At 38.8% G+C, this 12,568-nt stretch carries 11 protein-coding genes, 1 other RNA gene and 1 other annotated feature; of the genes, 11 read left to right on the top strand and 1 reads right to left on the bottom strand.

Annotation, left to right across the window (positions count from 1 at the left end):
• The first annotated feature begins 11 nt into the window (after positions 1–11).
• From MKY06_RS23600 to dtd, 3 genes are all read left to right on the top strand, one after another.
• Positions 12–524: an adenine phosphoribosyltransferase gene (locus tag MKY06_RS23600; protein ID WP_013059309.1), complete on the top strand. Its 513-nt coding sequence runs from the start codon at positions 12–14 to the stop codon at positions 522–524.
• 185 nt (positions 525–709) lie between these two features.
• Positions 710–2,908, top strand: coding sequence for a RelA/SpoT family protein (locus MKY06_RS23595; protein ID WP_013059308.1), 2,199 nt, complete (start codon positions 710–712; stop codon positions 2,906–2,908).
• A gap of 15 nt (positions 2,909–2,923) precedes the next feature.
• Positions 2,924–3,385, top strand: a complete 462-nt coding sequence (gene dtd / locus MKY06_RS23590) for a D-aminoacyl-tRNA deacylase (protein WP_013059307.1) — start codon at positions 2,924–2,926, stop codon at positions 3,383–3,385.
• Here dtd and MKY06_RS23585 read toward each other — a convergent pair.
• Positions 3,376–4,260, bottom strand: a complete 885-nt coding sequence (locus tag MKY06_RS23585) for an N-acetylmuramoyl-L-alanine amidase (RefSeq protein WP_223268964.1) — start codon at positions 4,258–4,260, stop codon at positions 3,376–3,378. The genes dtd and MKY06_RS23585 overlap by 10 nt on opposite strands.
• A gap of 166 nt (positions 4,261–4,426) precedes the next feature.
• Here MKY06_RS23585 and MKY06_RS23580 point away from each other — a divergent pair, with 166 nt between their 5' ends.
• The 8 genes from MKY06_RS23580 to pstA all read left to right on the top strand — a co-directional run bounded on the left by MKY06_RS23580 (position 4,427) and on the right by pstA (position 12,523).
• Positions 4,427–4,603, top strand: a complete 177-nt coding sequence (locus tag MKY06_RS23580; RefSeq protein ID WP_013059305.1) for a hypothetical protein — start codon at positions 4,427–4,429, stop codon at positions 4,601–4,603.
• Positions 4,604–4,690: 87 nt separating this feature from the next.
• Positions 4,691–4,923: a binding site (T-box leader), on the top strand.
• A 68-nt stretch (positions 4,924–4,991) separates the two neighbouring features.
• Positions 4,992–6,260 carry a histidine--tRNA ligase gene (gene hisS, locus MKY06_RS23575; protein ID WP_013059304.1) on the top strand — a complete coding sequence of 423 codons (1,269 nt, stop codon included), beginning with the start codon at positions 4,992–4,994 and terminating at the stop codon, positions 6,258–6,260.
• 12 nt (positions 6,261–6,272) lie between these two features.
• Positions 6,273–8,051, top strand: coding sequence for an aspartate--tRNA ligase (gene aspS, locus MKY06_RS23570; protein WP_013059303.1), 1,779 nt, complete (start codon positions 6,273–6,275; stop codon positions 8,049–8,051).
• Positions 8,052–8,169: 118 nt separating this feature from the next.
• Positions 8,170–8,351, top strand: a non-coding RNA gene (gene ssrS / locus MKY06_RS23565) — 6S RNA.
• A gap of 162 nt (positions 8,352–8,513) precedes the next feature.
• Positions 8,514–9,278, top strand: a complete 765-nt coding sequence (locus tag MKY06_RS23560; RefSeq protein ID WP_013059302.1) for a tRNA threonylcarbamoyladenosine dehydratase — start codon at positions 8,514–8,516, stop codon at positions 9,276–9,278.
• 422 nt (positions 9,279–9,700) lie between these two features.
• Complete coding sequence (locus tag MKY06_RS23555; protein ID WP_013059301.1) at positions 9,701–10,585, top strand: phosphate ABC transporter substrate-binding protein PstS family protein; 885 nt, start codon at positions 9,701–9,703, stop codon at positions 10,583–10,585.
• A 124-nt stretch (positions 10,586–10,709) separates the two neighbouring features.
• The gene (gene pstC, locus MKY06_RS23550; protein ID WP_013059300.1) at positions 10,710–11,597 is read left to right on the top strand and encodes a phosphate ABC transporter permease subunit PstC; all 888 of its coding nucleotides are present in this window, start codon (positions 10,710–10,712) and stop codon (positions 11,595–11,597) included.
• Positions 11,594–12,523: a phosphate ABC transporter permease PstA gene (gene pstA / locus MKY06_RS23545; RefSeq protein WP_064472149.1), complete on the top strand. Its 930-nt coding sequence runs from the start codon at positions 11,594–11,596 to the stop codon at positions 12,521–12,523. The genes pstC and pstA overlap by 4 nt, the downstream gene beginning before the upstream one ends.
• Positions 12,524–12,568 lie beyond the last annotated feature (45 nt).

The raw sequence follows: 12,568 nt of genomic DNA, 5'->3' as shown, positions 1-12,568 counted from the left end.
GCAACATTAGAATGAATTTTAAAGATTATATTACAATTGTACCTGACTGGCCAAAACCAGGTATTACATTTAAAGATATCTCAACATTAATGGACAATGGTGATGCATACCGTGCCGCAACGGATGAGATTGTAAAATATGCGAATGATAAACAAGTTGATATTATTGTAGGGCCAGAAGCTCGCGGATTTATTGTTGGTTGTCCAGTAGCATATGCGTTAGGTATCGGTTTTGCACCTGTTCGTAAAGAAGGAAAATTACCGCGTGAAGTAATCAAAGTAGATTACGGTTTAGAATACGGTAAAGACGTATTAACGATTCACAAAGATGCAATTAAGCCAGGTCAGCGCGTGTTGATTACAGATGATTTATTAGCAACAGGCGGTACAATTGAAGCGACAATTAAGCTTGTCGAAGAATTAGGTGGAATTGTTGTTGGAGCTGCGTTCTTAATTGAACTTTCTTACCTTGACGGCCGTGACAAACTAGACGGTTACGATGTATTCACATTAATGACGTATTAAGAAGAACGATCACATAAAAAAGAGTACCTGATACAGGTGCTCTTTTTTCGTTAAAAAACGTTAATACGTAAAATGGAAATGATGTAAATTTGATAAATTAAACGCAAAGGCTTTACATCCTTGGATTTTTTCAAGATAATAGTTACAATATGAATTAAAAATGCTAGTTGATAAAAGGTGATTTCATGGCAAATGAGCAAGTCCTAACAGCGGAACAGGTCATTGACAATACGAAGCGATATTTAAATGAAGAAGACGTGGCTTTTGTACAAAAAGCATATGATTTTGCAAAAGAAGCTCACAAAGAACAATATCGCAAGTCGGGTGAACCATATATTATCCACCCGATTCAAGTCGCAGGAATTTTAGTTGATCTAGATATGGATCCAGCAACAATTGCAGCTGGATTTCTACATGATGTGGTTGAAGATACAGAGATAACACTAAAAGATTTAGAAAAAGCTTTTAATGAAGAAGTAGCAATGTTAGTAGACGGCGTAACGAAACTGGGAAAAATTAAATATAAGTCTAAAGAAGAGCAGCAGGCTGAAAATCACCGCAAGATGTTTGTAGCAATGGCTCAAGATATTCGAGTCATACTGATCAAACTTGCGGATCGTCTTCATAATATGCGTACGCTAAAGCATTTACCGCAGGAAAAACAGCGACGCATTTCAAATGAAACGCTTGAAATTTTTGCTCCTCTTGCTCATCGTCTTGGTATTTCAAAAATTAAGTGGGAGCTTGAAGATACAGCTTTACGTTACTTAAATCCTCAGCAATATTATCGCATTGTAAATTTGATGAAGAAAAAGCGTGCGGAACGCGAGCAGTATTTGGCTGAAGTTATTGATGAAGTTCGAGAGCAAGTAGATGAAGTGTCGATTAAAGTTGAAATTTCAGGACGTCCAAAACATATTTATTCCATCTATCGTAAAATGGCACTGCAAAACAAGCAGTTTAATGAAATTTACGATTTACTAGCTGTGCGCATTATTGTAAATAGCATTAAAGACTGCTATGCGGTGTTAGGAATTATTCACACGTGCTGGAAGCCAATGCCAGGACGTTTCAAAGATTATATTGCAATGCCAAAACAAAATATGTACCAGTCTCTTCATACGACGGTTATCGGACCAAAAGGTGATCCGTTAGAAGTTCAAATTCGAACGTTTGACATGCACCAAATTGCTGAGTATGGAATTGCTGCTCACTGGGCTTACAAAGAGGGAAAAACAGCTGAGCATGCTTCATTTGAAGAAAAGTTGACGTGGTTTAGAGAAATTTTAGAATTTCAAAATGACGCAAACGATGCAGAAGAGTTTATGGAATCTCTAAAAGTTGATTTGTTTTCTGACATGGTTTACATTTTTACGCCAAAAGGCGACGTCATTGAGCTTCCTTCGGGTTCTGTTCCAATTGATTTTTCCTATCGTATTCATTCTGAAATCGGAAATAAAACCATTGGAGCAAAAGTCAACGGCAAGATGGTTACGCTTGATTACCGTTTGAAAACGGGGGACATTATCGAAATTTTGACGTCTAAGCATTCGTATGGTCCAAGCAAGGACTGGTTAAAGCTTGCTCAAACGTCTCAAGCCAAAAATAAAATTCGCCAATTCTTTAAAAAGCAAAGCCGCGATGAAAATATTGAAAAAGGCAAAGAGCTGGTTGAAAAAGAAATTCGTCAAATGGAGTTTGACTTAAAAGAAGTATTAACAGCTGATAATATCAAACGAGTAGCGGAGAAGTTTAATTTCTCAAACGAAGATGATATGTATGCAGCTATTGGGTATAACGGATTAACTGCGGCTCAAGTAGCTAATCGTTTAACCGAGAAGTGGAGAAAGCAGCGCGATCAAGAACAAGAGATCCAAATTGATGATATTGCACGCGATACTGCGGCTAAGCGTGTTCGCCAGCATAAACGAAAAGATTCCGGGGTTATCGTACCGGGTGTAGAGAACATGCTGATTCGCTTGTCTAAATGCTGTAATCCAGTTCCTGGAGATGAGATTGTTGGTTTTATTACAAAGGGGCGAGGAGTATCTGTTCATAGAGCAGATTGTTTAAACGTTCACACAGATGATGCTGAAAGCCGCCTTATTCCTGTAGAGTGGGAAACACATATTAAAGAAGGCAAAGAGTTTAACGTGGAAATTGAAATTTCCGGATACGACCGCAGAGGCTTACTAAATGAAGTTCTGCAGGTTGTAAACGAGACTAAAACGAATATTTCAGCCGTTTCAGGAAAATCGGACCGAAACAAAATGGCTACGATTCATATGTCAATTTCTATTCATAACATCAGTCACCTTCATAAAGTGGTTGAGCGCATTAAGCAGCTTCGAGACATTTATTCAGTTCGCCGAATTATGCATTAAGAAAGGTCGTTATAAATGAGAGTAGTGGTACAAAGAGCAAAGAATGCAAAAGTAACTGTTGCAGGTGAGACGGTCGGTGAGATTAAGCACGGATATATGCTTTTAGTGGGCATTACCCATGACGATACTGAAGCTGATGCAGAGTATGTAGCGGATAAAATTGTGAATTTGCGAGTGTTTGATGATGAGTCTGGCAAAATGAATTTGTCGCTTCTAGATGTAGAAGGAGAAATTTTATCGGTATCTCAATTTACGCTGTACGGAGATTGCCGAAAAGGCAGAAGACCAAACTTTATGGGAGCTGCTAGGCCAGATCATGCTGTAACGCTTTACAACTATTTTAATAAAGTATTATCAGAAAAAAATGTTCGAGTAGAAACCGGCGCATTTGGTGAAATGATGGACGTATCATTTACAAATGACGGACCGGTCACGCTTATTGTAGAAAGCAAAGAAAAAACGCAGGCTCACAGATGAGTCTGCGTTTTTTCTTTGCTTTGAAAGTAGTGATTTAATCCTTCAGCGATAGCGGACGTAATCATTTGCTGATAACTGATGGAATTAATATACGTTTCTTCCCGTTCGTTGCTTAAAAAGCCCAGTTCAATTAATGTACTCGGACGTGTATTTTCGCGAAGAACATAATAGTTTCCAAAACGTTCTCCTTTGTCTTTCAATTTTGCATGATTAATAAGGGACTGATGAATAGAATGTGTGAGTGGACTGTCCTGATGCTGATGGTAATAATACGTCATAAGGCCAGTTAGCTGTGAGCTGTTCGTACTGTTGTAGTGAATGCTTATAAAAGCATCTGCTTTAGTCGATTGCAGCGTGCGCTGTGAAAGTAGAAGGTACTCATCATGGGTGCGGGTTAAAATGACGTGTGCGCCTTCTTTTTGAAGTTTGTTTTGTAAAATAAGTGCTGTTCGGAGAGTGAGGTCTTTTTCATATGTGCCCTGTGTGCCGATGGCTCCTTTGTCTTTTCCTCCATGGCCTGCATCAATAATAATTGTTTTGCCCTTTAGGTGCCGCAAGCTTTTACTCAGCGTATAAACAGGCTCACGCTGCGCTACCTGCATGCTAGGCTGAACGCTGCGAAGCGCTACGGTTTTCGTGAATTTTTTAAACACCCATCCTTGAATATCCGAGCTTTCTACATAATACCAATCTCCTTGACGGTCTGAAACGGATAGTCTTGTATTCTTCGTCAATTTATTTGTAATTGAAAATGAACGTCCTGGACCGCTCCGTACATGAAGAGAGTCAGCTGTTACAATAATGGGTTGATGGACCGGTACATTTGGGCGCTCAAATGAGGAAGAGCACAGTAATAAAAGGATACTTGCAGCCAAAACAGATACAGACTTCATGTTTAGATGGCGAATAGATAGACCTCCTTTTTATAACAAAATAGAGTATTCGATGAAAATAAAAAAAATCCTTTCTCTTATGTAAAAACATCTTTTTTGGGCAATGCTAATAAAAGGATAAGTAAGTGTAGGCAGGGAGGAAGAAACGATGAAGTTTAGTGAAAAAGGTGAACAATCATTTCAGCAGGTAAATCCGGTATTTGGCATTCATTTTCATGATTTTATTGACAGAGAAAGTGAAGCTTCATCCCTTGAATTGGCTTCTGAATTTGGTTTAACGCTTCGAGATATTCAGAAACTAAGAAAACAATTAGACCGCTCTTAACATGAAAGGTGCTTGACAACTGCTCATTTCATTCGTAATATAGAAAGCAATTGCTAAATTAAAATGAATGTATAACATTTTTATATTGATAAGCCAAAGATCGAGAAAAGTAGTAAAGATGACACATGGCTAGAGAGGAAATGTCTTAGGCTGAAAGCATTTCTACATGATGACTTTATGAAAGAACACTCAGGAGGCTTCACTCTGAAAAGGGAAACTTAGTAGGAGATGAACGTGTTCGTGCGTTAACGAAATGAGTGGAAACATGTCATATGTTTCAATTAGGGTGGTACCACGTGAGATTAACTCTCGTCCCTACTATGGAAAAATAGTAGAGGCGAGAGTTTTTTTGTATTGTAAATTTTAAAAATAGGAGGCATATCACGTTATGTCAGTTCAAATACCTAGAGGCACACAAGATATTTTACCGGGCAAAGTAGAATATTGGCAGTTTGTTGAACAGCGAGCAAGAGAAATCTGCCGTGCGTTCAACTACCAAGAAATTCGTACACCAATGTTTGAACACACTGAATTATTTTTGCGCGGAGTGGGAGAAACAACAGATATTGTGCAAAAAGAAATGTACACATTTAAAGATCGAGGTGACCGCAGCTTAACGCTTCGTCCAGAAGGAACAGCTGCAGTTGGACGATCATTTGTTTCAAATAAGATGTTTGGAAATCCAACGCAGCCAACAAAGCTGTTTTATATTGGTCCTATGTTTCGCTATGAACGACCTCAAGCGGGACGTTTCCGTCAATTCGTTCAGTTTGGCGTAGAAGCATTAGGGGTAAATGATCCAGCTATTGATGCTGAAGTTCTTGCCCTGTTAATGAGCTTTTACCAATCGCTTGGATTGAAAAAATTAAAGTTGGTTGTTAACAGTTTAGGAGATACAGAAAGTCGTCAAGCTCACCGTCAAGCGCTTATTGACCACTTTGCACCTCGCATTGGAGAGTTTTGCAGCGACTGCCAAAGCAGATTGGAGAAAAATCCTCTTCGTATTTTAGACTGTAAAAAAGATCGTGACCATGAGCTGATGGCTACAGCGCCGTCTATTCTTGATTATTTAAACGACTATTCAAAAGAATATTTTGAAAAAGTACAGCAGTACTTAACCGATTTAGACATTGACTATGTTGTAGATCCGACGCTAGTACGCGGGTTAGATTATTATAATCACACAGCATTTGAACTAATGAGTGAAGCAGAAGGATTTGGCGCCATTACAACTCTTTGTGGCGGAGGCCGTTATAATGGGCTGATTCAAGAAATCGGCGGACCTGAAACACCGGGTATCGGATTCGCTTTAAGTATCGAACGCTTATTATCTGCATTGGAAGCAGAAGGAATTGAGCTTCCGGTAGAAACAGGCGTAGATTGCTATGTAGTAACCATGGGCGATGAAGCAAAAGAAAAATCCGTTTCAATTGTAAATACGCTTCGACGCGCAGGCTTTGTAGCCGATAAAGATTATCAAGATAAAAAAATGAAAGCTCAGTTCAAAGCAGCTGATCGTGTACAAGCAAAATTTGTTGTTGTTCTAGGTGACGATGAGCTAGCAAAACAAGTTGTAAACGTAAAGAATATGGAATCTGGCGAACAGCAAGAAGTATCAATTGATCAATTGGTCAGCTATTTGCAACAACAAGTATAAGGGGGAACCATGATGACAAAACGTTCATACTACTGTGGAGATGTAACAGAACAAGCAACTGGCGAAACAGTTCTATTAAAAGGATGGGTTCAAAAACGCCGTGATTTAGGGGGATTAATCTTTATTGATTTACGCGACCGCGGCGGAGTTGTACAGGTTGTATTTAACCCTGAAAAATCTGCTGAAGCGCTAAAAATTGCTGAAGATGTACGTAATGAATTCGTACTGGAAGTGCAAGGAACTGTTGTGGCTCGTGAAGAGGGAACCGTTAACCCGAACTTAAAAACAGGTAAAATTGAAGTTCACGCTGAGCAGATTACGGTATTAAACAAAGCCAAAACACCTCCTTTTGCTATTGCGGATCAAACGGAAGTATCAGAAGATGTTCGATTAAAATATCGTTATTTAGACCTTCGACGTTCTGAGATGTTTAACACGCTTAAAATGCGCAATGACATTACAAAAACAATTCGTGACTTCTTAGATCAAAATGACTTTTTAGATGTTGAAACACCTATTCTAACGAAAAGTACGCCAGAAGGCGCGCGTGATTATCTTGTGCCAAGCCGCGTGCACGAAGGGGAGTTTTATGCTCTTCCTCAATCGCCGCAAATCTTTAAGCAGCTGCTAATGGTAAGCGGAGTTGAGCGTTATTATCAAATTGCTCGCTGCTTCCGCGATGAAGACTTGCGTGCAGATCGTCAGCCTGAATTTACTCAAATCGATATTGAGACATCATTTTTATCTCAAGAGGACATCATGACAATGACGGAAGAAATGATGTCTAAAGTAATGAAGCGTGTAAAAGATTTAGATGTAACGACGCCTTTCCCGCGCATGTCATATGATGAAGCGATGAGTCGCTACGGTTCAGATAAGCCGGATACACGTTTTGAAATGGAGCTAGTCAACTTATCAGAGCTTGTGAAAGACTGCGGGTTCAAAGTATTTAGCGCAGCAGTTGAAAACGGCGGAGAAGTAAAAGCAATTAACGTAAAAGGTGCCGCTTCTAGCTATTCACGTAAAGATATCGATGCTCTAACAGAGTTCGTGAAAATTTACGGTGCTAAAGGGTTAGCATGGCTGAAAGTTGAAGCTGACGGCTTAAAAGGACCGATTGCAAAATTCTTCAATGAAGATGAGCAAAAGCAATTTGCTGAAGCTCTTCAAACGGAAGAAGGAGATTTACTTTTATTTGTAGCTGATAAAAAGTCAGTTGTAGCAGATGCACTTGGCGCTCTTCGTCTAAAGCTTGCAAAAGAACAAGGAATTATTGATGAAACGAAATTTAACTTCCTATGGGTAACAGATTGGCCTCTTCTTGAGCATGACGAAGAAGACAACCGTTACTACGCGGCTCATCATCCATTCACAATGCCAGTTCGTGAAGATTTACCAATGTTAGAAAGCGATCCTGGACAAGTCCGTGCACAAGCATATGACTTAGTATTGAATGGTTACGAACTTGGCGGAGGATCTTTACGTATTTACGAGCGTGATATTCAAGAAAAAATGTTTAAAACGCTTGGATTTACATTAGAAGAAGCATATGAGCAGTTCGGTTTCTTACTTGAAGCATTTGAATACGGTACTCCTCCTCACGGCGGAATTGCGTTAGGTCTTGACCGTTTGGTTATGCTTCTAGCAGGACGCACAAACTTGCGTGATACAATTGCCTTCCCTAAAACAGCAAGTGCAAGCTGTCTATTAACAAACGCACCTGGTGAAGTAAGTGAAGCGCAATTAGACGAGCTGCATTTGCAGGTAAAAAAGCAAAAAACAGAAGCGTAATCGATTGAACCGTCCGTTAAATCGAGCCTGTCACTGGAACGTGACAGGCTCGATTTTTTTGTTTTACTTATTAATTGCAAAGTGATTTTTTCTGTGATAAGATACTTTCAAGAACTAAATAGTCCTGATGTGTTCGTCCTTAATCCAGTTTTGACCGAACAATTTTTTGCTTGGGAGCTCGGAGTTTTTAACGAGCGTACATGCCTCATCTCGAGGACTTACAATGGTTAAAGCAGAGCACCCACCTGCCGAGAGCGGGTTCAAAACGAAGGCACTCGAGACGGCACGATCGGGACTAGCATACATATAAGAAATCCTCTATGTAATTATTTGCATAGAGTTTTTTTATGGATAAATAACGAATGCTCATGTTCGTTTTGCTAAAAATATGGTATAGTCAATTTCGTTGTTTATTTGAATTAATCATACACGTTGGTGTATTTAATAGAGGAGTGTTTTAACATGTTGCATCAGTTTTCGCGTAATGAGCTGGCGATAGGAAAAGAAGGGCTAGCTACTTTAAAAGGCAGCACAGTTGCTATTTTAGGGATAGGGGGAGTAGGGTCATTTTCTGCTGAGGCTTTGGCTAGGTCAGGAGTAGGGCGTTTAATTCTTGTAGATAAAGACGATGTTGATATTACCAATGTAAATCGTCAAATTCACGCGCTGCTTTCTACGGTAGGTCAGCCCAAGACAGAATTAATGAAAAAGCGTATTTTAGATATTAACCCAGACTGTGACGTCGTTTCTCTTCAAATGTTTTATACGGAAGAAACATATGAAGAGTTCTTTAGTTACAAACCGGACTTCGTAGTGGATGCATCCGATACGATTTCGTATAAAATTCATTTAATGAAAGAATGTTTAAAACGTGATATTCCAATTATTTCAAGTATGGGTGCTGCGAATAAAATGGATCCAACACGTTTTAAAATTGCAGACATTTCAAAGACACATACAGATCCAATTGCAAAAGTAGTTCGTACTCGTCTGCGTAAAGAAGGAATTCGCAAAGGAATTAACGTCGTTTTTTCTGATGAACGTCCAATCGTTATTCGCGAAGAAGTTCGTAAAGAAGTAGGAAACGATCAAGCGCAAATTCGCAAAGCGAAAATGCCTCCATCTTCTAATGCTTTTGTTCCATCTGTAGCAGGATTAATTATGGGCGGTCATGTTATCAATGAATTATTAAGTGATATTAAGATTCGCCGCGTAGGTGATGAATAAAAAGAAGGCTATCGCAGCCTTCTTTTTATTATGGAAATATCTGTTCTATTTATGCTTTGAATGGAATCTTCTGTTTGATATGTATAAAAAGTACTAATAAATTGAAAAATATGGCTTGATGGTGAATTTACACTGTATTAAAAAAAGAGATTTATGTAAATTTATTTAACGCTTTATTTACATAAAATTTACGTTTTCGCTTTCTTTCTTTTGTTTCTTCTACAGCAATATTCAGAAAGTCTTATATATCAAGGGTTTTGATAGAAATAAGAAAAAATAAACCCCAAATAAGTAAGTTTACAGTAACTTAAAATTCACTTCATATAAAGACAACAATCTACTCGTATAATGTGTCTTGTACCTGTTGTTCGAGTACAAAGGACTAGTACTAATTACACATATATTTATTGGAGGGTAATGTAATGAAAACAAAGGGTTTTAAAGTAACATTAGCAGCTTTTTTAATGGTAGGAGCACTAGCAGCATGTGGTAAAGACGGAGCAAGCAACGACAGTGGTTCGGGCAGCAAAGAAGAAGTGTCAGGTACGTTAACAGCGGCGGGATCTACAGCTTTACAACCACTTGCAGAAGAAGCAGCGAATGGAATTACTGAAAAATATCCAAACCTTTCAGTAACGGTACAAGGTGGAGGTAGTGGAACTGGTGTTAACCAAGTAGCATCAGGAGCAGTTGACATTGGAAACTCTGACGTTCCAGCAGCCGATAAAATTGAAGATAAATCAAAAGCAGATAAACTTGTAGATACGAAAGTAGCGGGCATCGGGTTCGCACTTGTTGTAAATAAAGATGTAAAAGTAGAATCGTTAACAAAAGAGCAAATTCAAAAGATTTTCTCTGGTGAAATTAAAAACTGGAAAGAAGTTGGCGGAAACGACGAAAAAATTAACGTAATCAACCGTCCAGCATCATCTGGCACACGTGCTACATTCGAGAAAACATTAATGGGTGACGCAAAAGTAAATGACAGCGTTGGTACAGCTCAAGATTCAAACGGAGCGGTTGAGCAATCAGTAAACTCAACGCCAGGAGCAGTAAGTTACCTTGCTATGTCGTATTTAATCGGCGATAAAAAAGAAAGTTTAAAAATGCTTAATATTGATGGTGTAGAGCCAACAACAGAAAACATTGTTTCTAAAAAATATCCGTTTTGGTCTTATGAGTACATGATTACAAACGGTGAGCCAAAAGATGGTGCAAAAGAGTATATTGACTACGTAGCTGGTAAAGACTTTGCTAAGCAAGTAGAAGATATGGGATATATCCCAATGACTGAGTTCAAAAAATAAGAGTGTTTTTAAAAAGAATAGGGCTGACTAACACAGTCAGTCTTATTCTATTTGAATGTTAATAAAGTATATAGCGAATAAAAAGAAAAGCGAATATATACTGAATATGTAAGGAGACAGAGCGATGAAGGGGAAAAAATCCATTAATTATGTAAAAAGCGAATACATTGGCCGTACGCTTTCTACATTTTGCGGTATTTTAATTGTACTTGTTACGTTAGCTATTATCGTATTTATTTGTGAAAAAGGCATACAGTCATTTTTACAAAGTAATATATCAATCGGTGAAATGTTGACTTCAACAAAATGGAGCCCAAACAATAAAGAATACGGGGCACTTGTGTTTATTCTGGGTTCCATGCTTGTATCAATCGGAGCCGTTATTATAAGTGCTCCAATTGGAATTGCTATCGCCATTTTTAACAACTATATTTCGCCTAAATTTGGTTCAACGGTTTTACGACCGGTTTTAGAACTTTTAGTCGGAGTTCCTTCAGTGGTATACGGTCTTTTAGGGGTTACAATTTTAGTGCCGCTTCTTCGCGATAACTTCGGCGGAGTGGGCTTTAGTTTGATTGCCGGAATTATTGTCTTAAGCGTCATGATTCTTCCGACAATTGCAAGTATTGCTGACGATGCAATTCGAAGCGTAGCACCTGAATATTTAGAAGCTTCTTATGGACTAGGTTCAACAAGATGGCAGGCAATTAGCCGAGTCATTATTCCATCTGCTAAAACAGGTATTTTAACAGGTATCGTGTTAGGGCTTGCCCGCGCATTCGGAGAAGCGCTAGCTGTTCAAATGGTTATCGGAAACACGGTTAAGCTTCCTGAAAGCTTATATAGTCCAACGGCAACATTAACAGGTATTTTAACAATGGATATGTCTAATACGTTAAACGGAACGGCATGGAATAACGCATTGTGGACGTTAGCCATGATTTTACTGCTTATTTCTTTCGTGTTCATTTTAATTATCCGAGCAATTGGGAAACGAGGTGCTCATCAATGAGAAACAAAAATGCACGCACAGTAAATAATATATGGACAGGTATCTTTTATGCCATTGCCGCTCTAGTTGTGGCGCTATTAGTGTATTTAGTTGTTGAAATTATCGCTAAAGGCTGGGGATTTTGGGATCCGAACTTTTTATTTGGAAAGCCAAGCAATACGATGGCAGGAGGCGGTATCGGACCCCAGCTGTTTAACTCGTTCTACATGCTTGTTTTAACGCTGATCATTTCTATTCCTCTTGGTTTAGGAGCCGGAATTTACTTAGCGGAGTACGCGAAGCAAGGCCGTTTCTTAAATTTCGTCCGCTTATGTATTGAAACAATGGCGTCATTACCGTCCATTGTAGTTGGTTTATTTGGATTATTAATTTTTGTCACATTTTCCGGCTGGGGCTATACGCTTATCGGTGGAGCACTTGTGATTACAATTTTAAATTTACCGGGTTTAACGCGCGTATGTGAAAGTGCGATTGCATCTGTTCCTGCGAGTGTAAAAGAAGCAAGTTTAGGGTTGGGTGCGACTAAATGGCAAACAATTGTCAAAGTCGTCATTCCATCAGCGATTCAACAAATTATCACAGGTGTTATTTTAACAGCGGGACGAATCTTTGGAGAGGCAGCTGCGCTGATTTATACGGCTGGCTTAACGACGCCGATGTTAAATTCAAATGCTGACTTAACGAGTCCTGTAAACCCGTTTAATATTTTTCGACCAGCAGAGACGCTTGCCGTCCACATTTGGAAATTAAACTCTGAAGGAATTGTACCTGATGCAAGATTGATTGCAACAAAGTCAGCTGCTATTCTAATCATTATGGTTCTGTTGTTTAACATAGTCGCTCGTTTAGTCGCTAAACTTTTAGACAGCTACTTTAAAGGTTCAACAAAAATGAAAAAACGAAAAGACGTTAAAAGTGCAGCTTAATAGATAAAGACAAAAAAGAAAATGGCTTTGAAACTGAGCAACAGT

It is taken from the genome of Priestia sp. FSL P4-0332, assembly GCF_038005845.1.
Classification (GTDB): Bacteria; Bacillota; Bacilli; order Bacillales; family Bacillaceae_H; genus Priestia.
This window is presented reverse-complemented; position numbering and strand designations above follow the sequence as displayed.

What these genes read in the sequence shown, in the direction of transcription:
- pstC (WP_013059300.1), top strand. Translation starts at nt 10,710, where the DNA reads ATGAAGGGGAAAAAATCCATTAATTATGTAAAAAGCGAATACATTGGC.
- hisS (WP_013059304.1), top strand. Translation starts at nt 4,992, where the DNA reads ATGTCAGTTCAAATACCTAGAGGCACACAAGATATTTTACCGGGCAAA.
- aspS (WP_013059303.1), top strand. Translation starts at nt 6,273, where the DNA reads ATGACAAAACGTTCATACTACTGTGGAGATGTAACAGAACAAGCAACT.
- MKY06_RS23595 (WP_013059308.1), top strand. Translation starts at nt 710, where the DNA reads ATGGCAAATGAGCAAGTCCTAACAGCGGAACAGGTCATTGACAATACG.
- MKY06_RS23560 (WP_013059302.1), top strand. Translation starts at nt 8,514, where the DNA reads ATGTTGCATCAGTTTTCGCGTAATGAGCTGGCGATAGGAAAAGAAGGG.
- MKY06_RS23555 (WP_013059301.1), top strand. Translation starts at nt 9,701, where the DNA reads ATGAAAACAAAGGGTTTTAAAGTAACATTAGCAGCTTTTTTAATGGTA.
- MKY06_RS23580 (WP_013059305.1), top strand. Translation starts at nt 4,427, where the DNA reads ATGAAGTTTAGTGAAAAAGGTGAACAATCATTTCAGCAGGTAAATCCG.
- pstA (WP_064472149.1), top strand. Translation starts at nt 11,594, where the DNA reads ATGAGAAACAAAAATGCACGCACAGTAAATAATATATGGACAGGTATC.
- MKY06_RS23600 (WP_013059309.1), top strand. Translation starts at nt 12, where the DNA reads ATGAATTTTAAAGATTATATTACAATTGTACCTGACTGGCCAAAACCA.
- dtd (WP_013059307.1), top strand. Translation starts at nt 2,924, where the DNA reads ATGAGAGTAGTGGTACAAAGAGCAAAGAATGCAAAAGTAACTGTTGCA.